The 24087-nt window shown below is 54.2% G+C and carries 24 protein-coding genes and 1 pseudogene; 16 read left to right on the top strand and 9 right to left on the bottom strand.

Annotation, left to right across the window (positions count from 1 at the left end; translation table 11 throughout):
- Positions 1-319 precede the first annotated feature (319 nt).
- The 7 genes from ACZRJQ_RS12830 to ACZRJQ_RS12800 all read left to right on the top strand — a co-directional run bounded on the left by ACZRJQ_RS12830 (position 320) and on the right by ACZRJQ_RS12800 (position 5118).
- Positions 320-532 carry a LuxR C-terminal-related transcriptional regulator gene (locus tag ACZRJQ_RS12830; RefSeq protein WP_463978722.1) on the top strand — a complete coding sequence of 71 codons (213 nt, stop codon included), beginning with the start codon at positions 320-322 and terminating at the stop codon, positions 530-532.
- Positions 533-587: 55 nt separating this feature from the next.
- Positions 588-1145 (top strand): hypothetical protein, encoded by a 558-nt coding sequence (locus tag ACZRJQ_RS12825; protein ID WP_463978713.1) that lies wholly within the window; start codon positions 588-590, stop codon positions 1143-1145.
- 3 nt (positions 1146-1148) lie between these two features.
- On the top strand, positions 1149-1733 hold the full coding sequence (locus ACZRJQ_RS12820; RefSeq protein ID WP_463978712.1) for a 2OG-Fe(II) oxygenase: 585 nt from the start codon (positions 1149-1151) through the stop codon (positions 1731-1733).
- Between the two features lie 3 nt (positions 1734-1736).
- Positions 1737-2525 (top strand): hypothetical protein, encoded by a 789-nt coding sequence (locus ACZRJQ_RS12815; protein WP_463978711.1) that lies wholly within the window; start codon positions 1737-1739, stop codon positions 2523-2525.
- Between the two features lie 307 nt (positions 2526-2832).
- Positions 2833-4050: a class I SAM-dependent methyltransferase gene (locus tag ACZRJQ_RS12810; protein ID WP_463978710.1), complete on the top strand. Its 1218-nt coding sequence runs from the start codon at positions 2833-2835 to the stop codon at positions 4048-4050.
- A 162-nt stretch (positions 4051-4212) separates the two neighbouring features.
- Positions 4213-4797 (top strand): DJ-1/PfpI family protein, encoded by a 585-nt coding sequence (locus ACZRJQ_RS12805; RefSeq protein WP_463978721.1) that lies wholly within the window; start codon positions 4213-4215, stop codon positions 4795-4797.
- Positions 4798-4812: 15 nt separating this feature from the next.
- The gene (locus tag ACZRJQ_RS12800) at positions 4813-5118 is read left to right on the top strand and encodes a ribbon-helix-helix domain-containing protein (protein ID WP_463978709.1); all 306 of its coding nucleotides are present in this window, start codon (positions 4813-4815) and stop codon (positions 5116-5118) included.
- Positions 5119-5151: 33 nt separating this feature from the next.
- Here the strand turns inward: ACZRJQ_RS12800 and ACZRJQ_RS12795 are convergent, their stop codons facing one another.
- The 3 genes from ACZRJQ_RS12795 to ACZRJQ_RS12785 all read right to left on the bottom strand — a co-directional run bounded on the left by ACZRJQ_RS12795 (position 5152) and on the right by ACZRJQ_RS12785 (position 9307).
- Positions 5152-7701: a TonB-dependent receptor gene (locus ACZRJQ_RS12795; protein WP_463978708.1), complete on the bottom strand. Its 2550-nt coding sequence runs from the start codon at positions 7699-7701 to the stop codon at positions 5152-5154.
- Positions 7702-7820: 119 nt separating this feature from the next.
- On the bottom strand, positions 7821-8771 hold the full coding sequence (locus ACZRJQ_RS12790) for a FecR family protein (protein ID WP_463978707.1): 951 nt from the start codon (positions 8769-8771) through the stop codon (positions 7821-7823).
- Positions 8768-9307, bottom strand: coding sequence for an RNA polymerase sigma factor (locus tag ACZRJQ_RS12785; protein WP_463978706.1), 540 nt, complete (start codon positions 9305-9307; stop codon positions 8768-8770). The genes ACZRJQ_RS12790 and ACZRJQ_RS12785 overlap by 4 nt, the downstream gene beginning before the upstream one ends.
- A gap of 175 nt (positions 9308-9482) precedes the next feature.
- Here ACZRJQ_RS12785 and ACZRJQ_RS12780 point away from each other — a divergent pair, with 175 nt between their 5' ends.
- Positions 9483-9815 (top strand): YegP family protein, encoded by a 333-nt coding sequence (locus ACZRJQ_RS12780; RefSeq protein ID WP_463978705.1) that lies wholly within the window; start codon positions 9483-9485, stop codon positions 9813-9815.
- Positions 9816-9892: 77 nt separating this feature from the next.
- Here the strand turns inward: ACZRJQ_RS12780 and ACZRJQ_RS12775 are convergent, their stop codons facing one another.
- The gene (locus ACZRJQ_RS12775) at positions 9893-10918 is read right to left on the bottom strand and encodes a DUF4917 family protein (protein ID WP_463978704.1); all 1026 of its coding nucleotides are present in this window, start codon (positions 10916-10918) and stop codon (positions 9893-9895) included.
- A 149-nt stretch (positions 10919-11067) separates the two neighbouring features.
- Here ACZRJQ_RS12775 and yiaY point away from each other — a divergent pair, with 149 nt between their 5' ends.
- Positions 11068-12216: an L-threonine dehydrogenase gene (gene yiaY / locus ACZRJQ_RS12770; protein ID WP_463978720.1), complete on the top strand. Its 1149-nt coding sequence runs from the start codon at positions 11068-11070 to the stop codon at positions 12214-12216.
- A gap of 180 nt (positions 12217-12396) precedes the next feature.
- Here yiaY and ACZRJQ_RS12765 read toward each other — a convergent pair whose 3' ends face one another.
- Positions 12397-13920, bottom strand: coding sequence for a fumarate hydratase (locus tag ACZRJQ_RS12765; protein WP_463978703.1), 1524 nt, complete (start codon positions 13918-13920; stop codon positions 12397-12399).
- Between the two features lie 303 nt (positions 13921-14223).
- On the opposite strand from ACZRJQ_RS12765, the gene ACZRJQ_RS12760 reads away from it, so the two are divergent.
- Both ACZRJQ_RS12760 and ACZRJQ_RS12755 read left to right on the top strand, forming a co-directional pair.
- Positions 14224-15162, top strand: a complete 939-nt coding sequence (locus tag ACZRJQ_RS12760) for an iron-sulfur-binding ferredoxin reductase (protein WP_463978702.1) — start codon at positions 14224-14226, stop codon at positions 15160-15162.
- Positions 15163-15193: 31 nt separating this feature from the next.
- Positions 15194-15949: an enoyl-CoA hydratase-related protein gene (locus tag ACZRJQ_RS12755; RefSeq protein ID WP_463978701.1), complete on the top strand. Its 756-nt coding sequence runs from the start codon at positions 15194-15196 to the stop codon at positions 15947-15949.
- 73 nt (positions 15950-16022) lie between these two features.
- Here the strand turns inward: ACZRJQ_RS12755 and pyk are convergent, their stop codons facing one another.
- The gene (gene pyk / locus ACZRJQ_RS12750; RefSeq protein WP_463978700.1) at positions 16023-17474 is read right to left on the bottom strand and encodes a pyruvate kinase; all 1452 of its coding nucleotides are present in this window, start codon (positions 17472-17474) and stop codon (positions 16023-16025) included.
- A gap of 154 nt (positions 17475-17628) precedes the next feature.
- Between pyk and ACZRJQ_RS12745 the strand changes: the two genes are divergently transcribed.
- The 3 genes from ACZRJQ_RS12745 (at position 17629) to sbcB (ending at position 20166) form a co-directional block, all read left to right on the top strand.
- A complete protein-coding gene (locus tag ACZRJQ_RS12745) occupies positions 17629-18006 on the top strand; it encodes a tetratricopeptide repeat protein (RefSeq protein ID WP_463978699.1) in 378 nt (125 codons plus the stop codon).
- Positions 18007-18260: 254 nt separating this feature from the next.
- Positions 18261-18620 (top strand): PilZ domain-containing protein, encoded by a 360-nt coding sequence (locus ACZRJQ_RS12740; RefSeq protein ID WP_463978698.1) that lies wholly within the window; start codon positions 18261-18263, stop codon positions 18618-18620.
- Positions 18621-18729: 109 nt separating this feature from the next.
- A complete protein-coding gene (gene sbcB, locus ACZRJQ_RS12735) occupies positions 18730-20166 on the top strand; it encodes an exodeoxyribonuclease I (RefSeq protein ID WP_463978697.1) in 1437 nt (478 codons plus the stop codon).
- Between the two features lie 91 nt (positions 20167-20257).
- On the opposite strand, the gene mvaT is transcribed toward sbcB, so the two are convergent.
- Positions 20258-20635, bottom strand: a complete 378-nt coding sequence (mvaT, locus tag ACZRJQ_RS12730) for a histone-like nucleoid-structuring protein MvaT (RefSeq protein ID WP_463978696.1) — start codon at positions 20633-20635, stop codon at positions 20258-20260.
- Between the two features lie 350 nt (positions 20636-20985).
- On the opposite strand from mvaT, the gene purU reads away from it, so the two are divergent.
- Positions 20986-21834: a formyltetrahydrofolate deformylase gene (gene purU / locus ACZRJQ_RS12725; RefSeq protein ID WP_463978695.1), complete on the top strand. Its 849-nt coding sequence runs from the start codon at positions 20986-20988 to the stop codon at positions 21832-21834.
- A gap of 54 nt (positions 21835-21888) precedes the next feature.
- Complete coding sequence (locus ACZRJQ_RS12720) at positions 21889-22071, top strand: hypothetical protein (protein WP_463978694.1); 183 nt, start codon at positions 21889-21891, stop codon at positions 22069-22071.
- A gap of 44 nt (positions 22072-22115) precedes the next feature.
- Here the strand turns inward: ACZRJQ_RS12720 and ACZRJQ_RS12715 are convergent, their stop codons facing one another.
- Together ACZRJQ_RS12715 and ACZRJQ_RS12710 are read right to left on the bottom strand one after the other, a co-directional pair.
- Positions 22116-22880 carry a methyl-accepting chemotaxis protein gene (locus tag ACZRJQ_RS12715; protein WP_463978719.1) on the bottom strand — a complete coding sequence of 255 codons (765 nt, stop codon included), beginning with the start codon at positions 22878-22880 and terminating at the stop codon, positions 22116-22118.
- Positions 22881-22973: 93 nt separating this feature from the next.
- Positions 22974-24005, bottom strand: a pseudogene (locus ACZRJQ_RS12710) (HAMP domain-containing protein); the annotation flags it as partial.
- Between the last annotated feature and the right edge of the window lie 82 nt (positions 24006-24087).

The following is a 24087-nucleotide window of genomic DNA, read 5'->3' as shown; positions in this document are numbered from 1 at the left end:
CTGGAATGCGAAGGGAGAAGATATCTTAAACAAGATACAGCGAGCCCGTGAGGCAATGGCCTCACGGGCTGGCGGGTAAGTTATTTTCAAAACAGCACAATAGCAGGGTGAATGTGTTTCTATTCTTATAGCGTTGTCAGTTTGCTCTGGTTTGTTTGTCGGTTAAGTTGGTTTTTTTTAAAAGTGTCAGTATTTGTAAAGTTATTTGTTGTCTTTCTTATGGGTGATGACTAGTTTTGAGTGCCTGGGTTTTGCTTTATTAAATTGTTTTTAACTCACGATAGAATGATCTTGGAGTTGGTATGGATGTCTGGTGAATATGAGAAAGCTAAAGGTTGCGGCACTTACGTGTAGGGAAAAAGATGTGTTGGAGTTGTTAGTGTTGGGCTGCACCAACAAGAAAATTGCACAGCAGCTGCGCATCAGTGATTTTACGGTTCGGGATCATGTTTCCTCATTGCTCCTTAAATATGGAGTAAAAAATCGTATGACCTTAATGCTGGTTAGCGAGCGGTTGAATGGTGGTATGTAGGCAGTGTCCGGCCCCTACATGAGTAGGGTTGTTGATACATTATCGAGGGTTTAATTTGACGTCATTAGATCGTGAGGCAGAAGTGGAACGCTCGCCGTTGTATATTTCACCGGGTTATGTGGCAGGCCCAGGGGAGTTGGTGGTGCTGTTTGCAGGGTGTCTGGTTATGTTGGGGCTCATGTTTCTTATGTTGAATGACGTGATAGACGTGCCGCCCGTTCCCCAAGAGTTGGTGTTGCAGCGTGCGCATGTTACGCAGCCGCTCGATAGCTCTAGGTCGACTGCGTATCTGTATATTAAGGTGGGGGATGGTGAGGATAGTTATGATTACGTTATTAGGATGTTTAATGATGATGCTCAGAGTTTGAATGTTAAAAAAATTCAGGCGTTGTGGGTGGGTGTGGACCCGCATAGTGATAGTCGATTTGTATGGTCGCTCTATGATGATAGGCTTAAGTTAATGCTGGGGGAACAAAGCATTGTCGATAAGGCTGTGTATGATTGTTATTCAAATTGGTTTATGGCGGTGGTATGGTTTTTGGGCTTTTGTTGGTGTGCTTTCAATATGCTTAGGTGTGGAATTTGGAATAGATATTATTATAAGAGGGCGTGATTTATGAAAATAGAAGCAGTTGATGGATCCATTTATGTAATGGATGATTTTTTGACGGAGGAAGAGGAACAAAGTATCAACGCTCAGCTCAAAGGTGCGGTCTGGCGATATAACTGGCCTAACTATGAAGCCTTGCCTTTTATCAGGCCATGTTGGCATGTGTTTATAGCGGGTAAGGGCCGCCCGCAAGGCCAGTCTAGCCTTGAAGAACTCAGCGCGAACGAGCCTTGGTGTTTTTTGACTCGCCTATGGGATCGTTTTTTGGTCTTGCACACATTTAAAGTGACTTTGTTAGGCGTTTATGCAAACGGGCAAACATTTGGTCAGGATACGATTATTCATCGAGATAATAAAGTTTGTCCCGGTTTAACCATGATTGTGTTTTGTAATGAGCATTGGCCGACCTCTTGGGGTGGTGAACTGGTTTTTTACGATGATGCGAAAGAAAATATTATTAAGGCAGTTCTTCCTAAGTCAAAACGTATAGTGGTGTTTGATGGTCGAATTCCCCATGCCGCGCGTTCACCATCAGTCAAGTGCGATCAGGTCAGGATGACACTCGCTTTCAAAACAGTTGTCGAGGAATAAGTTATGGCCGGGAAAGCAGAAATAATTTTAGGTGTAATCAATAATGGTGCCACTGTGGGGGCTGCTGCAACGTCAGTGGCAGATCAATTTTTGGTAAACAATAGTGGTATGGTGTTGTTGAATCAAACAGCGCAGGCAGGGGCTGTCATTGCCAGTGTTACGTCCGTCACCAAGTTGGTTGGGCCTTACGTGCCAATTATAAATATGCCAGCAAATATAGTTGCAGGAACTATCACTTTTCTTAAGATTGGTATTGATGTAAAAGCCGGGAGGGAGTTGAAGAGTGGCGATGTGGTGAGCTTGGTGGGTAATGTTGCAGGGGTCATAGGCACGATGACAATTTTAGTTGGTGCGAGCCCATGGATTATAGGGTTTTTTACTTTGGTTTCTGTGGGGGCTGGGTTGTATTCTATTAGAAATTCAGAAGTGTTTAGTAAGGTCGTAAAATCTGCGGGTGATTTTTTCAAAAAAACGTCCTCAAATAACTACCTCGATTACATGTGTGCGCCCGACCTGAGAATAGTTAATAAAGGTGTACTGAAAAAAAACTATGCTAATAAGATGCTTTCCTGTCACTGGATGTCGACGGTAGGTAAGCTTTTACTCTCGTCACTGGATGTGCCTGGCGGTACTCGGTCAGTAATGGGGGCTGTTATTCCTCCTGCGCCTTTAATTATTCCTCGAGATCATGATGTAGGGAATGTGAAGCTGAAACTTGTTATTAATGGCAATACCTATGATGCGGGTGATCAGTACGGGTGCTGCACTGGAACAAGTGATGGTTATTTTTAGTCTTCCTTTAATTGACTGGCTTATCGGTGCGGTAAGCGGTTGAGTTTGAGCGTTTTGAGTTTGAGCGTTTTGAGTTGAACTTTTTGTAGCGTGTATGCCGGCCGGCATTGCTAATCTCTGGCCTAGATGATGGCCATACGACTTATAGCGTCAAAGGCTCTTGGGCGTTACTGGAGTTGTGCCCATATCTGGGGGCTTTAATCCTCCACGCCAAAATAACCTCGTGCCCCCGCCCCCCTAACACGCCTAAAATAGCTGCCACTCCTTTTCTGATTTCCCCCTCCTGCACCCCGAGGCACCTTTTTCAATGTCAGTGACTGCAACCACCGCCCCGTCTGTGCCGGATCATCGCGCGCAATTTTTGAATCTGCTGGAAACCGGTCTGGCCCAGAATTCGTTTATCAAGCTGGTGCTGGCCAAGCACGTTGGCCCAGAAGCTGAGCTACAACGGGTGATCATCAAGCAAGTCACGGTCAAGGATCAGCCTTGCCTGTCGTTTGTGTACCGCTATAAAACCCGCGATATCACTAAGAATTTCTCGCTTGAAGAGGGCGTGGCAAACATTGCCGCGCTGTTGCCAGATGCGTTCAAGAACGCTCACTTGCTGACTCTGACGGATGAAGTGCAACTGGAGTACAGCAAAAAGGGCAAAAGCTCGCTGTTTAAAGGTAAAAGCCAGCAAGAACGCGAGGTGCCATCCGCTGAGCACAATCGTGAGAAGAACCGTTTTCTGGATCTCTCCCGTCCGTTTCTCGCTGATTTAGGCGTGACCAACAAGCAGCAAGAGCTGATCCCGGCGATGTCGCGCAAGTGGAAGCAGATCAATAAGTTTATCGAGGTGTTTTCTCATGCCTTGAGCAACTCGCCACTCAAGCTCGATCAGCCGATCAAGGTGGTGGACTTTGGCTCGGGCAAGGGTTATCTGACATTTGCCATCCATGACTACCTGCGCCATAGCGTGAAAGCCGAAGGTATGGTTACCGGTGTTGAACTGCGTGAAGACATGGTCACACTGTGCAACAACGCGGCTCAGCGTTTGGAGCATCCGGGCCTGAGCTTTCAGCACGGCGATGTACGCAGTTTTGCTCCGACGCCTATTGACGTCATGATCGCGCTGCATGCGTGCGACATTGCCACCGATTACGCAATTCATATGGGCATTCGCTCAGGCGCGGCCATCATCATGTGTTCGCCGTGCTGCCATAAGCAGATTCGCCTGCAAATTCAGAGCCCGGCGTTGCTCAAGCCGATGTTGCAATACGGTCTGCATTTGGGCCAACAGGCCGAGATGGTGACTGATAGCCTGCGTGCGCTGTTCCTTGAAGCCTGCGGTTATGAGACCAAAGTGTTTGAGTTCATCTCACTGGAGCACACCAACAAAAACAAAATGATTCTGGCGGTCAAGCGTGCCGAACCGCTGGATGCGTCGCAGTTGTTGGTGAAAATTCAAGAGCTCAAGGCGTTCTATAACATTCAAGAACATTGCCTCGAAACCCTGCTGCGTGCCGATGGTTTGTTGGGGTAAATCTGCACGAAACGTCGACTGCGGGTGTAGTACCAGGCTATTACCCGCATCAGCACTCCGGGAGTAAGGTGGGGTCAATCCGGTAGGAGCGGGCGCCAAGCTGCGTCAGCTCCTGCCGGAAATAGGGTCAACACTGACAGGCTTTATTCCAGAGGAGCACACATCATGGCGGCAAAAAAGATTCTGATGCTGGTTGGCGATTACGTCGAAGACTACGAAGTGATGGTGCCGTTTCAGGCGCTATTGATGGTGGGGCATCAAGTGCATGCGGTTTGCCCTGGCAAAACTTCGGGTCAGACTGTTCGCACGGCCATTCATGACTTTGAAGGCGATCAGACCTACAGCGAAAAGCCTGGCCACCTGTTTGCTCTGAATTTTGACTTTGACAAGGTTGACGCCCGCAACTACGACGCGCTGTTGGTGCCGGGTGGTCGTGCGCCTGAATACCTGCGCTTGAATGAAAAGGTGCTTGAACTGGTGCGTGACTTCGACAAAGCGGGCAAGCCGATTGCTGCCGTGTGTCATGGCGCGCAATTGCTGGCGGCGGCTGGCATTCTGGCAGGCCGTGAGTGCAGCGCCTACCCTGCTTGTGCACCCGAAGTGCGTTTGGCGGGCGGCACCTATATTGATATCGACGTCACTAAGGCTCATGTGCAAGGCAATTTGGTCACTGCGCCTGCTTGGCCTGCGCATCCGGCGTGGTTGGCGGCGTTTGTGAACCTGCTGGGCACCACCATTACCTTGTAAGACGAGGGCGTGACCATGTGTGAGCTGTACGTCAAAGCCGATCCGATTCTGTACGAGTCACGCTCGCGATCGTTGCGTATTTGTGGCGTGGTCACGACGTTGCGTCTGGAAAACCAGTTCTGGGACATCCTCAGTGAAATTGCTGAAGTCGATGGCATGACCACCAATCAACTGGTGGCCAAGCTCTACGAAGAAGTGATGGATTACCGGGGCGAAGTGGTCAACTTCGCCTCGTTCCTGCGGGTCAGTTGCACCCGTTACCTGAGTCAGCGTCGGGTGCAGTCGGGCGGTTTGAATGTGGTGCCGCGCAAGCACGGTTGATTGTCGTGCTCGCGGCAGCGGTCAGGGTAGCCCTCAGAAGAAACGGGTCACGCTGATCTTGGCGTTGCGGCCCTGGCTGTAGGCGTTATCACCACTGAGCATCGGCTGGTAACTTTTGTTGAACAGGTTGTCGACAGTGAAGTTGATCTCGGTGCCTTTGAGGTAAGGCTGCTGGGGTGTCCAGTTGGCGAACAGGCCCTGCACGTTATACCCGTCGTTGGCGTGTTGGTCATAGTAGCGATCCCCTAACACACTGATCTCGTTACCCGAGTACTTGTCGCTTGGCAGACGGTCGGTCTTGCGCACGAACTCACCTTTCCAGCCCACGCGTGCATCCCATGCCGGAATGTTGGTCCCCAGCACAGCGACCCATTTAGGCGCCGGAATGTCACGTGCCCAGACGTTTGGCCCCCACGGGTTGGTGTAGGCACCTTCGTGTTTGCCGGTCATCCAGGCGTACGACAGTGATCCGAACAGGTACGTGGATTCGTAGAAGCTTTCAACTTCAAAGCCCTTGATGGTCACACTGCCAATGTTGCGGTAGTTCGGTATGTTGCCCGGCCCGCAGTCTTTGGACAGGCTGCCCGCCGCCGTCTGGGCGGCACAGCCGACGCCGGTGGCCTTGAAAATTTCATTGTCGACGGTGTTCTGAAACAGCGTGGTACGGATCAGTGCATGGTCGCTGTCAGTAAAGATCTGATCGAAGTTGGTGATGTTGCCCGCACGCCAGCCTGTGATCTTTTCTGGTTTCAAGTTCAGGCTGGTCGCTGTGCGACTGCCGAGCCCTTGTAGCTCGTATTGTTCGTCGATGACCGGGGCGCGCCAGGTTTTGCTGTAGTCGACAAACAGCGCTGTGTTGGGGGTGATTTTCCAAAAGGCTGACAGGCGAGGCGACCAGCCCGTGTAGGTTTTGTCGCTGTAGTCGTGACCCAATTCCGCGTGGTTATAGAACGGTGCATCGTTTTCTTCACCGCGGTTACGCACGTGGTCGTAACGCACGGACGGGGTCAGGGTGAAGTCACCGAGGGTAATCGCGTCTTGCAGGTAAAAGCTGTGGGTGTCGACTTTGCCTTTGGGCATGAAGCTGGGCTGGTAGTGGCCGTAGTTGTATTTTTCTACTTCGTAGGTCTTGCCCGGCATCCACATGTCGACATCACGCTGGTGTTTGCGCACCTGTATGCCCGTGGTCACGGCATGGTCCAGCGGGCCGCTGGCAAACAGGCTGACGTTTTCGATTTGCACCATGTCGTCGGTGTAGCCGGTTTCCATCTTGCGACCGCCGGTGGACGGCTGGAAATAAGCTTGAGCGCCACGCGTATCGGTTTGCTCGGTATTGGAATGCGAGTACTTGACCTCAAGGTTCACCAAGGGGTTTTCAAGGGGCTGGTATTTGTATTTGGCGGACCATGTGGTGTCGATGGTCGAACGGTTGGACAAGTAACGCCGGGTGGCGATGTCGTACCCATATTTGTCGATGTTGGCCTGGCTCGGCGGGGCCGGGTAGCTGATGGCCGAGAAGGGCACCCACAGGTAGTTGTTGGAGCGTGAGTACGACATCCCCAGGCTTTGCTCTTCGTTGAAGTGCAGGTTCACTTTGAGCAGTTGCGCGTCCAGGTCCTGGGCGGTGTTGGGCAAGCGTTTGGGATTGATCGGGTAAGCATTCTTGGGGTCTGGCATGTGCCCGGCCAGCTTCATGTTGTCGCCATCGCGCTTGGTGTAATACACCAGCGCATCCGCGCGACCATCATCGGTGCGGCCATACACGGCGCCACTATAAACCTGCTGGTGATCGTTGCTGCTGTAGCCGTACTTGAGCATGGCGCCGGTGTCTTTGCCTTCTGCGAGCAAGTCCGGGGCATCTTTGGTTTCCATGTGCACGGAGCCGGCAAAGCCGCCGTTGCCGGTGCGTATATCGTGCGGGCCTTTCTCGACCACCAGCCCCTTGATCAGCTCCGGTTCAATGAAAATGGTGCCTTGCATGTAGCGTTCGAAGCCGCTTTTGGTCGCGCCATCGACGGTCATCTGCACGTCTTCGGCTTCGCCCATGCCCCAAATGTTGATGGTCTGGCCACCAGGCTTGAGCGAGCCGCCGAGGTTGATGCCGGGCAGTGTCGCCAGCAGGCTGGGAATGTTATTGGCCTGATAGCGATTGATTTCAGCTTGGGTCAGGGTCGATTTGCCGACGTTGCTGGAGTCGACTTCATTGCCGGTGCCGATCACGCTCATGGCACTGAGCTGCAGGCTGTTGCTGGTAGTCGTGCCTTCTTCTTTGGGACGCACGACGAAGGTGCGGTCGACTTGGGTCAGGCTGAAATCGGTGCCGCGCAACAATTGGTTGATGGCCTCTTGCGCGCTGTAACTGCCGCTCAGCGCCGGGGCCTTGATGTTGCGCAACAGTGCTTCGTCAAACAGCAACTGGATGTTGGCTTGCCGGGCCACGGCACTCAACGAATTGGCCAGCGACTGTGCAGGCAATTGCAGTTGGACCGACTCGGCGTGAGCGTGCAGGCAGAACGCCAGGCAGGCGGCCAGTAGGGTCGGGCGTGTGCAGAAATGCGAGACGTGATGCGGTGCGCGAAACATGAAATCCCCCAGTGCGGCAACAAAGGCCAAAAAGACATGCGTTAACAACGCAGACCGAAGGAAGACGCGGGGCGTTTAAAAAACCACATATGCGAATGCAAAATATTCGCATATGTTTTTTAGCGGGGTTCGATGCGGATTTTTCCGTTGTCCAGCCACACGGTTTTCACCGGGATCAAGGCGGGCAAGGCTTTTACCAGTGCCAGCGGATCATTGACGTCGAGTTGGCCCGACACCTTGTACTGTTGGAGCGGTCCATTGGCCAGTTCGATGATGCCGGGCCGGTAGAGGTCCAGTTCGTCGATCAGGCTGGCCAGCTCGCGGTTGCGAAAGGCCAGGTGTCCGTTGCGCCAATCGGCGATTTCGCTGGCTGTGAGGGTTTGTTCAGTCAATGCCTGACGCGCGTAGTCGTACGTGGCACGCTGATCGGCGCCGAGCAGGGCAGAGCGCTTGGCGTCAGGCACGAACGCAACCTGGCCGTGGGCGACGCTGACCACCAGTTGGCGTGGGCTGCGGCGCACATCGAAACCGGTGCCGACCACTCGTATCCGCGCGTCACCGGCGTGCACCACCAGCGGCTGGTCTTTATTGGCCGCCACCTCGATGTAGAGCTGACCGCGTTCTAGGTAAATGTCGCGTTGTTGTGCGTTGAAATCGAGGAGCAGTTGGGTGTTGGCATTGACGTAGAGGGTGCTGCCATCGGGCAGTGTCAGGGTTTTCGCACCTTGGGACTGGGTCGTGAGCTGTTGCTGGTGCAGCGTGACGGGGGTGCCGACGTTCAAGGCCAGCACGGCACACAACACGGCTGCCGCCGCAGCCAGGGCAAACGTCGAACGACGCTTGATCGCCGTTTTTACCGGCAGTGGCAGCGGTTTGTTCCGGTGTTGCAGTTCGCCCAAGTCTGCCCATAGCGACTCAAATTCGGCATACGCCTGTGCATGCGCCGGTTGCGCATGCCAGGCGTCGAATTGCGCGCGGGTCTGTGCGTCGGGCCGATTGCGATTGCGTGTAAACCAGCTGGCCGCCTGCGCATCAATGCTGTCGTGGGCGGTCGATTGAAAAGGGCTCATTGTGGCTGCTCCTTGCCGTTGTCCCGCTGTAAATGTTGCTTGCAGTGCAACAACGCAAAGGCGATGTGCTTTTCTACCATGCTGACTGAAATCCCCATGCGCTCGGCAATCTGCGCCTGACTCAAGCCTTCAAAGCGGTGCAGCATAAGGGCTTCGCGGCGTCGAGGCGAGAGTTCTGCGAGTACGACCTTGAGCTGTTCAAGGCGTTGCAGGCGCTGTGCGGCGGCCATTGGGTCATGCCTCTCATCGCATAAGGGTTCGGGGTCATGTATTGACTGTTCACCGTGAACAGACTGGCGAACCTGCTGGCGGCGCCAGTGATCGCGCAACAAATTGCGTGCCATCTGAAACAAAAATGCCCGTGGTTGCTCGACCTTGGCTCGATCCTGATAACCCAGCCATTGAGTGAAAACGTCTTGGGTCATGTCGGCTGCATCGCTAGCGTTGTCGGTGCGCTTACGCAGAAAGTGCAAAATCTGCGTATAGAACTCACGAAAGGATTCGGCCGCGAGCGGGTCGGGTTTGAAGCGAGGCATGTAAATCCTTGTGGGTTCAGCGATGCAAATAAGTCGCGAATGGTATCGAGAATTATTGCTATTTGTCTCGTTCAAAATGGATCTTTCGATATTTCCTACAAATAAATGGATAAACGAGGGGGCAGGTCTTTACTCAATAAGGGGTAATCACCTTTCAGTACTCAGGAGAAAATCTATGTCGGGTTGGTACGAGTTGAGCAAGACCAGCAATGGGCAGTTTCGATTTACGCTGAAAGCGGCGAATGCCGAGACCATTTTGGTGAGTGAGCAGTACACCACGCTGGTGGCAGCCAAGAGCGGAATTGCATCGGTACAGGCCAATAGCCCATTGGATGAACGTTACGAGAGAAAGGTGGCTAAAGACGGCAAGCCTTACTTCAACCTTAAAGCGGCCAATCACCAAATCATCGGCACCAGCGAGCAATACAGCACAGAGGCTGCTCGGGACAAAGGCATCGCCAGCGTTAAAGCCAATGGCCCGACGACGGTGATTAAAGAGAAGTTTTAAGTGCAGGCCGCAGAATCTGTAGACACCGCCTTGCCCCCTGTCGCCTGATTTACGGCAGCAGCAGGCGGTGTGTGCTTTTAAGCTTCGACAGGCACCGAGTGTTTGGTGTAACCCAGCGGGTGAGTTTTGGCGTTATAGAAGCGTAATGTCAGTTTTTTGTCGGCAAATAGCGTCGTGTAGTGGTTTTTTTGAAAACGAATAAAGGCTTCGCTGCGTGGGTAAATCGAGATGCACAGCGTTTTCAGAGGGGCCTGGCGCAGCGCATTGATCAGGTGCTGATCCTGCTCGCTCAAACTGTGGCCAAAAATACAGAGCGCGTCTTTATGGTTCATCAACTGTTCATGGCAAAAGGACAGGTAATCCGACTGCCGAATGGACTTTCGCTTGTCCTCACTGCTGCTTTCACTGACAAACAGCGGCACATCGTCTAGCGCGCTGATTGAGTGATTGATCGCAAAGTTGCTCAGCATAGTGGCTTCGTTGGCTGCGACTTTACGGGCTTTGCCTTCCTGATTTTTGACCAGATGCAGCGCCCCATGCAGGTACAGCACGCGGGTGGCTTTGCTTTTGGCAGTGCTGGCGCTCAGTTCAAAGGTTGCGCTAGGCGTGTTGAACAGGTCATTGAAGTGCTTGGGCGCTTGCATCACAGCCCACGGGGTTAGCAGGTCGTAGTTAGAGCAATACACGGTGGCGTATCGCGCCAGTTCTTCATGCCAGCACGTCAGGGTTTGCGGTTGCATCAATCGCCAGGGAATGTGTATGTCCTGGGTGCAGTTGATCAGTGCTTCTTTGATGGCGTAATAGCGTTTACGAGGTGAGGCCGAGTTGATCGCCAGCGCTTTATTAACCTTGCTCGCCGTTTTCAGTGCGCTCAGCACATGCTCAAAATTACGCGTGCCCAGTGCTTCGAACACACCGAGTTCAGTTTGGCTCAGCGGCTTCTCGGCCACGCTTTTGGCTTTTTCAAACAGTGAGTCGTAATAAAAGTCATGCCACACAGCCATGCTGGCGCCGTTGCCGATGAGCAGGCCGTTGCAAGGCGTGCTGGTGCGTAACGCGTTCCAGTCTTCTAGTTCGGCGTCAAATTCCTGGAAGGGTGTCATCGCAAATGTCGTCTCAAAGCGTGGGCGGTGTCGGACTTTATCACGACCAAGTGTTGAGCCAGATCAACATCGCACTGCGCCGATGGGGTGAAGCTATGAGCCATGACTTCATCAATGTCGCGGGCTGTGCCCCGCAAAGAGGACTCGCCATGACCAGTACGTTCTTTATTCCTGCGGTGAACATCATGGGCAACGGTTGTCTGGATGAAGCCATGACTGCGATCCGCAATTATGGTTTTCGCAAGGCGTTGATCGTGACCGATGCCGGCCTGGCCAAAGCTGGCGTGGCAACCAACATTGCTGCAAAGCTCGCGCTGCAAGACATTGATTCAGTGATTTTTGACGGTGCCAAGCCCAACCCCAGCATTGGCAACGTAGAAGCAGGGCTCGTGGTGCTTAAGCAGCATCAGTGTGATTTTGTTGTATCGCTGGGTGGCGGTTCGCCCCATGACTGCGCCAAGGGGATTGCGTTGTGCGCCACTAATGGTGGTCATATTCGCGATTACGAGGGTGTTGATCGTTCGGCCAAGCCGCAATTGCCGCTGGTGGCCATCAATACCACTGCGGGCACAGCCAGCGAAATGACGCGCTTTTGCATCATTACGGATGAAGAGCGGCACGTGAAAATGGCGATTGTTGATCGCAACGTCACGCCGCTGTTGTCCGTCAATGACCCTGAGTTAATGGTCGCAATGCCAAAAGGGCTGACTGCTGCCACGGGCATGGACGCGCTAACTCATGCGATTGAAGCGTATGTGTCAACAGCTGCCACGCCGATTACTGACGCCTGTGCAATTAAGGCAATGGAGCTGATCAGTCAAAACCTGCGCCAAGCCGTACGCGATGGTAAAGATCTGACGGCGCGCGAGAACATGGCTTATGCGCAGTTTTTGGCAGGCATGGCGTTCAACAATGCGTCATTGGGCTTTGTGCATGCTATGGCGCACCAGTTGGGTGGTTTCTACGACTTGCCGCATGGTGTTTGCAACGCGGTTTTGCTGCCCCACGTACAAACTTTTAACGCCAGTGTGTGCGCAACACGCTTGACCGACGTGGCCCATGCGCTGGGGGCTGATGTGCGAGGCTTGAGCCCCGAAGAAGGCGCACAGGCTGCCATCGCGGCGATTCGCACCTTGGCCAAGGATGTTGAAATCCCGGCGGGCCTGAAGGATTTGGGCGCCAAGCTTGATGACATCCCTATTTTGGCCACCAATGCGTTGAAAGATGCCTGTGGTTTGACCAACCCGCGGCCTGCGGATCAAGGTCAAATTGAAGAGATCTTCCGCAACGCGTTCTAAGGCGGGGGCATTCACTTAGGCGTTACCGAAGGCTGCGTTTTTAAGCGACCAAAAAATCGCAGTCTTCGGCAGTTCATGCGTGAGCAGTCACGCCAACGTCACGACTACAGCGGCTTAAACAGCGCGCATAAAAAAACGGCCGGTTTAACCCGGCCGTTTTTGTGTCTGGCTTAAAAGTGCTTATTGCACTTCGACAGCCAAGCTCTCGCTGATTTTTTTCTGCCAGATCGCCGGGCCGGTAATGTGTACCGACTCGCCGTTGCTGTCGACAGCCACAGTCACGGGCATGTCTTTAACGTCAAACTCGTAAATTGCTTCCATCCCCAGCTCGGCAAAGGCCACAACGCGCGACTTTTTGATCGCTTGGGCAACCAGATAGGCGGCACCACCCACGGCCATCAAGTACACCGCTTTGTGTTCCTTGATCGCTTCGATGGCGGTAGGGCCACGCTCGGACTTACCGATCATGCCCAGCAGGCCGGTTTGATCGAGGATCTGGCGGGTGAACTTGTCCATCCGTGTTGCGGTGGTCGGGCCGGCAGGGCCAACCACTTCGTCGCGCACCGGATCAACCGGGCCAACGTAGTAGATGAAGCGACCCTTGAGGTCGACTGGCAAGGTTTCACCCTTGTTCAGCATTTCGACCATACGCTTGTGCGCCGCGTCGCGACCGGTGAGCATTTTGCCGTTCAGCAGGACGGTTTCGCCCGGCTTCCAGCTTTGCACGTCTTCTGGGGTCAGGGTGTCGAGGTTCACGCGGCGAGCCGATGGACCTGCTTCCCACACGATCTCTGGGTAGGCGTCGAGCGGTGGTGCTTCGAGTGCCGCAGGGCCGGAACCGTCGAGCACGAAGTGCGCGTGACGAGTAGCCGCACAGTTCGGGATCATGCACACCGGCAGCGACGCTGCGTGGGTCGGGTAGTCCATGATTTTGACGTCGAGCACGGTGGTCAGGCCGCCCAGGCCTTGGGCACCAATACCCAGTTGGTTGACCTTTTCGAACAGCTCAATGCGCATTTCTTCAATGCGATTGGACGGGCCGCGTTTGATCAGGTCGTGAATGTCGATGGACTCCATCAACACTTCTTTGGCCATGACGGCTGCTTTTTCAGCCGTGCCGCCGATGCCAATGCCAAGCATGCCCGGTGGGCACCAGCCCGCGCCCATAGTCGGAACGGTTTTGAGCACCCAGTCAACGATCGAGTCGGACGGGTTGAGCATGGCCATTTTCGACTTGTTCTCGGAGCCGCCGCCTTTAGCTGCTACGTCCACTTCCACGGTGTTGCCCGGCACGATGGAGTAGTGGATTACTGCCGGGGTGTTGTCCTTGGTGTTGCGACGAGCGCCAGCCGGGTCAGCCAGGATGGAGGCGCGCAGGACGTTTTCTGGCAGGTTGTAAGCGCGACGCACGCCTTCGTTGATCATGTCGTCCAGGCTCATGGTGGCGCCGGTCCAGCGCACGTCCATGCCCACACGTACAAAAACAGTCACGATGCCGGTGTCTTGGCAAATCGGGCGGTGGCCAGTGGCACACATGCGCGAGTTGATCAGGATCTGGGCCATCGAATCACGGGCCGCTGGCGATTCTTCGCGCAGGTAGGCCTCGTGCATGGCCTGAATGAAGTCCACGGGGTGGTAGTAGGAAATGAATTGCAGGGCGTCAGCAACGCTCTGAATCAGGTCGTCTTGCTTGATCACGGTCATGGGTCGCGCTCCTCTATAAGACGGGAACATTCAATAAGGTGTTTGCGACCTTGGTGCTTCGGTCTGTCGAAAACATCTTTATATAGGTGTGCCGGGCACGCATGACCGGCACAAAAAAGGCGCCGCAGTATAACCCGGCCCACTCCTTGATACACCCGTGCAGGCATAAACCAAAGTCGGGGGTGCTTGTGGCCGTTGCCGAAGGCTGCGATAAGGGCTTTGTTCGTAGTGGCACACCAAACTCAGTGCAGCCTGCGGCAGCGATGACAGATTTTGCGCTTAATTTCAAATGGGAGGCCCTAAGTGCCCGAGTTACATGTGGCAGACAAGCGCTGGTCGGTTGCCGACGGCAGCAATTTGCTGGACAGCCTCAATCAGGCGGGGGTCGCTGTGCCCTACAGCTGCCGCGCGGGCAGTTGCCATGCGTGTTTGGTGCGTTGCGTACAGGGTGAGCCGCTTGACCTCAAGCCCGATGCCTTGACGCGTCCTCAGCGAGAGCAGGGTTGGCGTTTGGCGTGCCAGTGCCAGGTGGTCGAGGACTTACAGCTCCAAGCGTTCGACCCGCTGCGCGACGGGTTGCCAGCACAGGTGGCCAGTGTTGACTGGCTGAGCCCGTCGGTGTTGCGTTTGCGCCTGTTGGCGCAACGGCCTTTACGTTATCGCGCCGGGCAGCATGTGGTGCTCTGGGCAGCCAATGGCGTTGCTCGGCCTTACTCGTTGGCGAGCCTGCCTGAAGAAGACCGTTTTCTGGAATTTCATCTCGATTGCGCCCATTGGGGTGAGTTCGTCAGTGCCGCGCGGCAGTTCAACGTGGGTGACGCTGTGCGCCTGGGTGAGTTGCGGGGTGGGGCGTTGCGTTATGACCCTGACTGGCAAGAGCAGCCGTTGTGGTTATTGGCCGCAGGCACCGGGCTGGGGCCGTTGTTTGGTGTGCTGCGTGAAGCGTTGCGTCAGGGTCATCAAGGGCCGATCTGGCTGGTGCATGTTGCTCGTGATGAGGCTGAGCATTATTTGAAAGGCCCATTGTTGGCCTTAGCGGCCGAGCATCCGAACTTACAGGTTGAATGGCTCACGCGTGTTGAATTGCCTGATTTTCTAGTCCAAATGCGGCTTGTCTCGCGCCAAACCCACGCTTTAGTCTGCGGGCACCCCGATAGCGTTGAGGCATTTGCCAAACGCTTGTTTCTGGCGGGATTGCCGCGCAACCAACTGCTGGCCGATACCTATTTGACTCGCAGCTAGGCGCGGCGTCCTGCTTTTTGCGAGAGCGAGCATGAATCCAACCCTTATTGTTGAACGCGAAGGTGCCGTGCTGACCTTGCGCTTGAATCGGCCAGACAAAAAAAACGCTCTGACCCGCGAGATGTACAGCTGCTTGGCGCAGGCGTTGGAGCAGGCTGATGCTGATGTGTGCGTACACGCGGTGCTGATTTGCGGCAGCGCTGAGTGCTTCACCAGTGGTAACGATATTGCGGACTTTCTTGAGCAGCCGCCCACTGACATGCAGAGCCCGGTGTTTCGCTTTATGCGCAGCCTGTTGGCGTGCCGCAAACCGGTGGTTGCCGCAGTGGCGGGTGCTGCGGTGGGGATTGGTACGACGTTGCTGCTGCATTGCGATTTGGTTTATGTCAGTCACGATGCGCGATTGCGCATGCCGTTCGTTAACTTGGGTTTAAGCCCGGAGTTTGGTTCGAGTCTGTTACTGCCGCAATTGCTGGGGCAGGCGAGGGCGGCCGAGCTGTTGCTGCTGGGCGAAGGGTTTACGGGCGAGCAGGCTGCCAAGTGGGGCTTGGCCAATGCGGCGTTGCCTGATGGGGCGGCGGCGATGAAAAAAGCCCATGAGGCGGCGTATCGGCTGGCAGGCTTGGCCCCTTCGGCGGTGCAAGACAGCAAGCGGTTGATGAGGGCGCCGGGGCGCGAGCAGTTGCGGCAGGTGATCGAAGACGAGAGCTGGCTGTTTATTCAGCGCCTCAGCTCGCCTGAAGCCATCGCGGCGTTGTCGGGTTTTGTGAATAAAACCAGAGTTTAAGTACGACGCTGCGATCACAAAAAAGCCCTGCCTGATCACTCAGGCAGGGCTTTAGGCTTGGGCCGTGTGAGGCTTAGACCATTTTGTCGCCGACATGCAGAATTTTCATGCCGTTGGTGCCACCGATGGTGTGGTAGCTGTCGCCCTTAGTAAGGATGACCCAGTCGCCTTTTTCTACGACGCCACGCGTGAGCAGCTCGTCGATAGCTGCTTGGCTGACTTGTTCTGGCGGCAGCGAAGCCGGGTCGAACGGCACGGTGTAGACACCACGGAACATGGCAGCACGTGCCTGAGTCTCACGGTGCGGGGAGAACGCGTAGATCGGCACCGAAGAACGAATACGCGACATGATCAACGGCGTGTAACCGCTTTCAGTCAGGGCGATGATCGCTTTGACGCCTGGGAAGTGGTTGGCGGTGTACATGGCCGCCAGCGCAATGCTCTGGTCGCAGCTTTCGAAGGTTTTACCCATACGGTGGCTGGACGTTTTGCTGGTCGGGTGTTTTTCAGCACCGACGCAGATACGCGCCATAGCCTGCACCGCTTCCAGTGGGTAAGCACCGGCAGCACTTTCTGCCGAAAGCATTACAGCGTCGGTGTAGTCGAGAACGGCGTTGGCAACGTCGGACACTTCGGCGCGTGTTGGCATCGGGTTTTGGATCATCGACTCCATCATCTGGGTCGCAACGATGACCGCCTTGTTGTGGCGACGTGCGTGCAGAATGATTTTCTTCTGGATGCCCACCAGCTCGGCATCGCCGATCTCAACGCCCAGGTCGCCACGGGCAACCATGACCGCGTCACTGGCGGCAATCAGGCCGTCGAGGGTTTCGTCGTCGGCGACTGCTTCAGCGCGTTCGATTTTTGCGACCAGCCAGGCAGTACCGCCTGCTTCGTCACGCAACTGACGTGCGTATTCCATATCGGCGGCATCACGAGGGAACGACACGGCGAGGTAGTCGACTTCCATTTCAGCAGCCAGCTTGATGTCAGCCTTGTCTTTTTCGGTCAGGGCTGGCGCAGTCAAGCCGCCGCCACGACGGTTGATGCCTTTATGGTCCGACAGTGGGCCGCCGATCAGCACGGTGCAGTGCAGGGCGTCATCAGTGGCGGTGTCAACACGCATCACAACACGGCCATCATCGAGCAACAGCTCGTCGCCAACGCCGCAATCTTTGACCAGATCCGGGTAGTCGATACCGACAACCTGCTGAGTGCCCTCAGTCAACGGGTGGCTGGTGGAGAAGGTGAATTGATCACCGACTTTCAGCTCGATTTTTTTGTTGGCGAATTTGGCGATACGAATTTTCGGGCCTTGCAGGTCACCCAGCAGGGCGACGAAGCGGCCATGCTTGGCGGCGATTTCACGTACCAGCTTGGCGCGGGCCTTGTGCTCATCGGGAGTGCCGTGGGAAAAGTTCAGACGGGCGACGTCAAGGCCTGCGAGGATTAGCTGTTCCAGCATTTCTGGTGAATTGCTGGCAGGGCCAAGGGTGGCAACGATTTTAGTTCGACGAACGGACATGCAAAGACTCCTGAGTTCAAGCGCTGCCAAAGGCTACTATGGTCTTTGGCTGTAGTCATTGTTCCTCTGCACTACTTTCGACTTAAGTTGTTAGTGCCTGAGCTTGAAGAATTTGGCTGGCGGGTCGATACACTGCTGAGAACAGGAGATACCCATGCGCATTTTGCTCGTTTTATTGATGGCCACCAGTGTGGTCGGTTGTACCCGCTGGTCGATGAATCACCATTTGAACAACGCCTACCGTGCTTATGATCGCGGCAATTGTGAAGCGGTGATGCTGGAGGTGTCCGAGGTTGATCGTGACAGCCGCAGCCGGCCTTACATTTGGCCGCAGACCGCTATGCTGCGTGGCCTGTGTCTGGAACGCACCAAGTTTTATCTGGATGCCGCGCAGACTTACCGCTACATCATTAATGAGTTCCCGAAGAGCGAGTACGCCTATCGGGCCAAGGCGCGCATCGAAACCTTGCAGATACTTAAATTTATTCCGGGCCCCGGAAGCACTGCTCAAGCGCAACCTGCGACGTTGTGATGACGGGCTAAATTTAAGCTGGTCATTTGCCCTCAATTAACTAGTCTTTAGATGCGTTTGAAGGGGTTTACGTCTGTAGGCCCATGATGACAATTGATGCTTATTAACGGGTGTGCAGCCGTGAGTTAAAGGTTGCTGTTTGAGCGGAGGGTGAATGCCATGTTGCGTTTCAGTTGTGGTTCCAGGGCACGCGGGCAAGGCATTTAGAAGCACTGGCGCGGCCATGTTTAATGGCCTTTCATAGTGAATTCGACATGTTTAACGAACGACGTATTGAGCGTCATCAACTGCCGTATTTTTTGAAAGTGTTTAATCGCTTCACAGACAGGCCCATCGGCTATTTGGGCAATGTCTGTGATCAGGGGTTGATGTTGATCAGCCAGTTGCCGCTGCTGGTCGATGCTAATTTCGAGCTGCGCCTCAAACTGCCCGGGACAGAGGGGCAATTACAGATCATTGATCTGGCAGCGCGGTGTGTGTGGTGCCGTGAAGATGTCACGCCACATTACTATGATTCTGGTTTCGTCCTTTATCAGCCGCCTGCGGACTACATCGCATTGGTCAGTGCTTTACGTAATTACTTCAGTTTTTACCCTTTGCCAGCCTCTGCGTAGCCCGTAGGGCAACTGAGCGTGCGGGTAAACGAGGTGCTTCGACACAGGGGCTGGTCTTGCGCGTGTTCGAGCGCCTAGACTTGTGGGGTCTTCTGTTCAGGAACACCCCGTGACCTCTATTTTTTGGTACGACTATGAAACCACCGGCATTAACCCGCGCTGCGATCGAGCCGTGCAGGTGGCCGGTATCCGCACCGATGTCGAGCTTAATGAGATCGACCAGCCGCTCAATCTCTACTGCCATCTGAGTGAAGATATTCTTCCTCACCCGGCCGCATGTCTGGTCACGGGCATCACTCCCGGTCTTCTGGATGACAAGGGGCTGGATGAGGCAGAGTTCATCACCCGCACTCACGCGCAGTTAGCAATGCCCGGCACGTGTGGGGCAGGTTACAACACGCTGCGATTCGATGATGAGGTCACGCGATATAGCCTTTACCGAAACTTTTTTGACCCTTATGCCCGCGAGTGGCAAGGCGGCAATAGCCGTTGGGATTTAATCGATGTGGTGCGAACGGCATACGCCTTGCGGCCCGAAGGCATTGTCTGGCCTGAGGACGATGGCCGGGTGACGCTCAAATTGGAGCGCTTGACCGCTGCTAATGGCATTGATCACGGTCAAGCTCACGATGCACTTTCCGATGTTCGGGCGACAATTGCCTTGGCTCGGCTTATTCGTGAAAAACAGCCAAAACTGTATGACTGGTTATTCCAGCTGCGAACTAAACAGCGGGTACTCGATCAAGTTCGATTGTTACAACCGATGGTGCATATTTCCGGGCGGTTTTCTGCCGCTCGTCATTATTTGGGTGTGGTGCTGCCTTTGGCATGGCATCCAAAGAACCGTAATGCGCTGATTGTGTGTGACCTGCATTATGATCCTCAGCCATTACTGGATATGGATGCGCAGTCTTTGCGCCAACTGCTCTATACCCGTCGAGAAGATTTGTCTGAAGGACAATTACCTGTTCCCCTCAAGCTCATACACATTAATCGCTGCCCTGTGGTCGCGCCTTTGAATGTATTGCGTGCACAGGATCAACAGCGTTTGCAATTGGACATTGGCCAATACCAGGAACGTGTGCACAAGCTGATCCAAGCGCAGGAAGTTTGGCAGGACACATTAGCGACTGTTTATGCCAGTGAAGACTTTGTGCCCAGTGAGGACCCAGAGCAACAGTTGTATGACGGTTTTCTGGGTGATCGCGATCGGCGTTTGTGCGAGCAAGTCAGGCTGAGTGACCCAGAACAATTGGCCAGTGAAACATGGCCGTTTGATGATGAACGCTTGCCCGAATTGTTATTCCGTTATCGGGCTCGAAACTTTCCTCATACCTTGAGTGCTGCCGAGCAGGAGCGCTGGCATATGTTTTGTCAGCAGCGTTTATCTAACCCGGCACTGGGTGCGCCGATCACGTACGAGCAATTCACCCAGGCGGCACAGGAGCTGTCGCGCAGCGCTACACCGGCCCAGTTGAAGCTGCTCAATGATTGGCAGCGCTATGCCAATGCCTTAAGGCAGCGTTTGAGTGTGAGTGCTGAGTAAAAGAGCGTGTCGTAAACGCCGGGCAATAAAAAACGCCAGCAAGCTGGCGTTTTTTATTAGCGTCGCATTAAAACTGCGCGCGGAGTGTTACTTAGTCGAGCAAAGTTGCCCAGCCTTCAACCACGTCGCCGCCCCACTTGGCTTTCCACTCTTTCAGAGTTTTGTGGTTGCCACCTTTGGTTTCAATCACTTCGCCGTTGTGCGGGTTCTTGTATTGTTTAACCTTGCGAGCGCGTTTGGTGCCGGTAGTTTTCACAGCGCCACGTGGAGCTTTGTTAACTTTGGATTCTGGATCCAGCAGCGCGATAATATCGCGCAGCGATTTTTGATATTCGCCCATCAGCGTACGCAGTTTGCCTTCAAATTCCAGCTCGGTTTGAAGTTTGTCGTCTTCCGACAGGTTCTTCAGGCGAGCTTGCAGTTCTTTGATGGCTTCTTCTGTAGCGCGATATTCGTTGATCAAGGACATGAGGATAACCTTATGCAGAAAAGGGTTAACAGGGATTCAGTGGCGCAATAATAGTCAGACAGTTACAGCAAGTAAACACGTGATGGCAGAATAATTTAAATTTTTACTCACTAACTTTGCGCTTTTCAATATGGCCGCAATTAAATAGACGCTTGGCTATGGACGTAATAGAAGTGATTAATAAATGTTGTCAATTGATCGATAAATACCCTGTAAGCCACGGCGCTCCCAGCGTTTGGTCAGGGGCTGCGCGACGCAGTGGCGCAGCCAATAAGGTGCAACGACTGCTGTAGTTTTGCTGCGCACTCGCTAGAATGGCGGCCTTAGTAAAGTTTTGGAGTTTCCCCTACATGCGCACTTTTCGGTTGGTGATTGCGTGCCCCGACGGCGTCGGCATTGTTGCCAAGGTCAGTAATTTTTTGGCCTCCCACAATGGCTGGATCACTGAAGCGAGCCACCACTCGGATGATCAAAGCGGTTGGTTCTTTATGCGTCACGAAATTCGTGCCGACTCTCTGCCATTTGGGCTGGATGCTTTTCGCGAAGCATTTGCTCCAATAGCCGAAGAGTTCTCGATGGTTTGGCGTATTACCGACACAGCGCAAAAAAAGAAGGTTGTCTTGATGGCCAGCCGCGAGTCTCACTGCCTGGCTGACTTGCTGCACCGCTGGCACAGTGATGAACTCGATTGCGAGATTTCATGTGTGATTTCCAACCACAACGACTTGCGCAGCATGGTCGAGTGGCACGGCATTCCTTATTACCATGTGCCGGTTGACCCGCAGAACAAAGAGCCTGCATTTGCCGAGGTTTCGCGTCTGGTCAAGCACCATGAGGCCGAAGTGGTTGTGCTGGCGCGCTACATGCAAATCTTGCCGCCAAACTTGTGCCAAGAGTATGCGCATCAAGTGATCAACATTCACCACAGCTTTTTGCCGTCTTTTGTGGGCGCCAAGCCTTATCACCAAGCCTCCATGCGCGGCGTGAAGCTGATCGGCGCTACGTGCCACTACGTTACCGAAGAGCTGGACGCAGGTCCGATCATCGAGCAAGACGTGGTGCGCGTGAGTCACAGCGACAGCATTGAGGACATGGTGCGTTTCGGCCGTGATGTCGAGAAGATGGTGTTGGCCCGTGGCCTGCGTTATCACCTGGAAGATCGCGTATTGGTCCACGGCAACAAAACTGTCGTGTTCTGATCTGCTGGCGCAGGTTGCAATCAAGGTTGGCTAATGACGTGTTGAGGGTTGACCATGACCGATCCGCTCGACAAGGCTGTGTCTCACGGGCCGCCAACATTGGGAGAGGGGTGCTTGAGTCGTTATGACCCGGACGCGCTTGGCCCCGAGGATGGGACTGATTTTCCTGATGCTGCTCGGCTGTGGGATGAGTTACAACACGAGACGCCAGCTAAACCTTGTGCTCAATCTGATTAAGCTGTGAAGCGCCCGAGATCGCTCGCGATCCCGGGCGCAACAGGTTAGATGCGGAAACTACCCACCAAGTGCTTCAGGCGAGCGGCTTGTTGCTCAAGATCAGAGCAGGCGCGCAAGGTAGATTGCAGGTTCTCGACACCTTCCTGGTTTAGGGTGTTGATCTCCGTAATATCCACGTTGATCGATTCAACCACAGAGGTTTGCTCTTCTGTTGCGGTTGCCACCGACTGATTCATCCCGTCAATTTCACCAATGCGCTCTGTGACGCTAACCAGGCGTTCGCCTGCGCGATTGGCAATTTCTACGCTGTTTTGGCTGTGGCGCTGGCTTTCTTCCATCGTGCTCACAGACTCGCGGGCGCTGATTTGCAGCTCCTCAATCATGGTTTGCACTTGCTGTGCTGATTCTTGAGTACGGTGCGCCAGGTTGCGCACTTCGTCAGCGACCACGGCAAAACCTCGTCCGGCTTCGCCCGCGCGCGCAGCCTCAATGGCAGCGTTAAGCGCCAGCAGGTTGGTTTGTTGGGAGATGCTGGTGATGACTTCTAGAATCTGACCAATGTTCACCGTTTTGTCGTTCAGCGACTCAATGTGACCGCTGGAGGTGCTGAGCATCTGCGACAGTTGTTGCATCGAGTTAATGCTGCGCTCAACCACTTGCTGGCCTTCCTCGGCCAAGCCGCGAGCGTCACTGGCTTGATGCGAGGCTTGGGCGGCATTACGGGCGATTTCATGGGCTGCTGCGCCCAGTTCATTAATGGCTGCCGCGACGCTGTTGGTTCGATTGGCCTGTTCATCAGAGTTGACCATCGAGGAGTTAGAGGCGCTGACAACGCGCAGTGCTACCTCGTTAACGTGCTCCGTCGCAGAAGCCACTTCGCTGATTGAAGTATGAATTCGCTGAACAAAGTGGTTGAAAGCGGTGCCCAGGGTGCCGAATTCATCCTGGGATTCAACATTCAAGCGGCGCGTCAGGTCACCTTCACCCTCGGCGATGTTTTGCATGGCGCGGGTCATGACGTGCAACGGCTGCATCAGCAGACGGATCAACAGGCCGAGCAGCGCAATGATCGAAACCACAGCAATCAGCGTGGCAATGATCGCAGTGGTGCGGAAATCACTCAGTGCGCTGAAGGCTTTTTCTTTATCGATCGACAGGCCGACATACCAATTGGTGTTGCCCAGCCCTTTGACGGGAGCAAAGGTCACAATTCGGGTTTTTCCATCGAATTTGACTTCGCTGATGTTCGTGCTGATCGCAGGAGTTGCTTGGCCGTAAATGTCTTTAAGGTTTTTGGTGGCCAGCTCTTTGTTTGGGTGTACCAGGATCTTGCCGTCAGAGTTGACGAGAAAGGCATAGCCCATGCCGTTGAAATTCAATGAATTGATGTTGTCGGTAATGGTTTCTAGCGTCAGGTCCGCGCCCACTACGCCAAGGATCTGCCCGGCTTTTTTAACCGCTGTACCAATCGTAATCACCATTTGGCCCGTGGCGGCATCGATATAGGGTTCAGTGAGGCTTGTGCTTGTGCTGTTGATCGCGTCCTTATACCAAGGGCGGGTGCGTGGGTCGTAGCCATCTGGCATCTTGCTGTCAGGTCGAATGGTGAAGCTGCCTTGGCTGTCGCCAAAGTAAACCAACATAAACGTGCTGCTCAGGGCTTTTTGTTCCAGCAGGCTGGCCACGTTGGACGGCTCTGAATTAATGGTGATCGATTGAGCCAGGTTCTCAGCCAGCAAAACGCGGCCGCCCAGCCACGTTTGGATATTGTTGGCGGTGACGCTACCCATTTCATGCAGGTAGTTTTCCAGGTTGTCGCGAATGGCATTGCGCTGTAAATAGTCGTTGTACAGCGTAAAAAGGGAGAAGGCGGCGATCACGATCAGGGACGCGGCAAGCAGGATTTTATGACTGAAACGCAGGTTTTTGTTCATGGCTTGAAGGGTCCGCTAAGGTCTAAAAGTTTGAGGCCTACAATCAAAAAAGACGCGTCACTTAGAGGTCGCCCGCAGGAGC

This window comes from Pseudomonas sp. E315 (assembly GCF_055406205.1).
The sequence above is the reverse complement of the archived record's forward strand: the minus strand, read 5'-3'. Positions and strand labels throughout refer to the sequence as shown.

Coding starts and splice junctions, on each gene's coding strand:
- ACZRJQ_RS12745 (WP_463978699.1), top strand. CDS start 17,629: ATGCGCATTTTGCTCGTTTTATTGATGGCCACCAGTGTGGTCGGTTGT.
- ACZRJQ_RS12785 (WP_463978706.1), bottom strand. CDS start 9,307: ATGCCTCGCTTCAAACCCGACCCGCTCGCGGCCGAATCCTTTCGTGAG.
- ACZRJQ_RS12800 (WP_463978709.1), top strand. CDS start 4,813: ATGTGTGAGCTGTACGTCAAAGCCGATCCGATTCTGTACGAGTCACGC.
- ACZRJQ_RS12795 (WP_463978708.1), bottom strand. CDS start 7,701: ATGTTTCGCGCACCGCATCACGTCTCGCATTTCTGCACACGCCCGACC.
- ACZRJQ_RS12780 (WP_463978705.1), top strand. CDS start 9,483: ATGTCGGGTTGGTACGAGTTGAGCAAGACCAGCAATGGGCAGTTTCGA.
- ACZRJQ_RS12775 (WP_463978704.1), bottom strand. CDS start 10,918: ATGACACCCTTCCAGGAATTTGACGCCGAACTAGAAGACTGGAACGCG.
- ACZRJQ_RS12740 (WP_463978698.1), top strand. CDS start 18,261: ATGTTTAACGAACGACGTATTGAGCGTCATCAACTGCCGTATTTTTTG.
- ACZRJQ_RS12765 (WP_463978703.1), bottom strand. CDS start 13,920: ATGACCGTGATCAAGCAAGACGACCTGATTCAGAGCGTTGCTGACGCC.
- ACZRJQ_RS12810 (WP_463978710.1), top strand. CDS start 2,833: ATGTCAGTGACTGCAACCACCGCCCCGTCTGTGCCGGATCATCGCGCG.
- pyk (WP_463978700.1), bottom strand. CDS start 17,474: ATGTCCGTTCGTCGAACTAAAATCGTTGCCACCCTTGGCCCTGCCAGC.
- ACZRJQ_RS12830 (WP_463978722.1), top strand. CDS start 320: ATGAGAAAGCTAAAGGTTGCGGCACTTACGTGTAGGGAAAAAGATGTG.
- yiaY (WP_463978720.1), top strand. CDS start 11,068: ATGACCAGTACGTTCTTTATTCCTGCGGTGAACATCATGGGCAACGGT.
- purU (WP_463978695.1), top strand. CDS start 20,986: ATGCGCACTTTTCGGTTGGTGATTGCGTGCCCCGACGGCGTCGGCATT.
- mvaT (WP_463978696.1), bottom strand. CDS start 20,635: ATGTCCTTGATCAACGAATATCGCGCTACAGAAGAAGCCATCAAAGAA.
- ACZRJQ_RS12815 (WP_463978711.1), top strand. CDS start 1,737: ATGGCCGGGAAAGCAGAAATAATTTTAGGTGTAATCAATAATGGTGCC.
- ACZRJQ_RS12715 (WP_463978719.1), bottom strand. CDS start 22,880: ATGGTCAACTCTGATGAACAGGCCAATCGAACCAACAGCGTCGCGGCA.
- ACZRJQ_RS12755 (WP_463978701.1), top strand. CDS start 15,194: ATGAATCCAACCCTTATTGTTGAACGCGAAGGTGCCGTGCTGACCTTG.
- ACZRJQ_RS12720 (WP_463978694.1), top strand. CDS start 21,889: ATGACCGATCCGCTCGACAAGGCTGTGTCTCACGGGCCGCCAACATTG.
- ACZRJQ_RS12820 (WP_463978712.1), top strand. CDS start 1,149: ATGAAAATAGAAGCAGTTGATGGATCCATTTATGTAATGGATGATTTT.
- ACZRJQ_RS12790 (WP_463978707.1), bottom strand. CDS start 8,771: ATGAGCCCTTTTCAATCGACCGCCCACGACAGCATTGATGCGCAGGCG.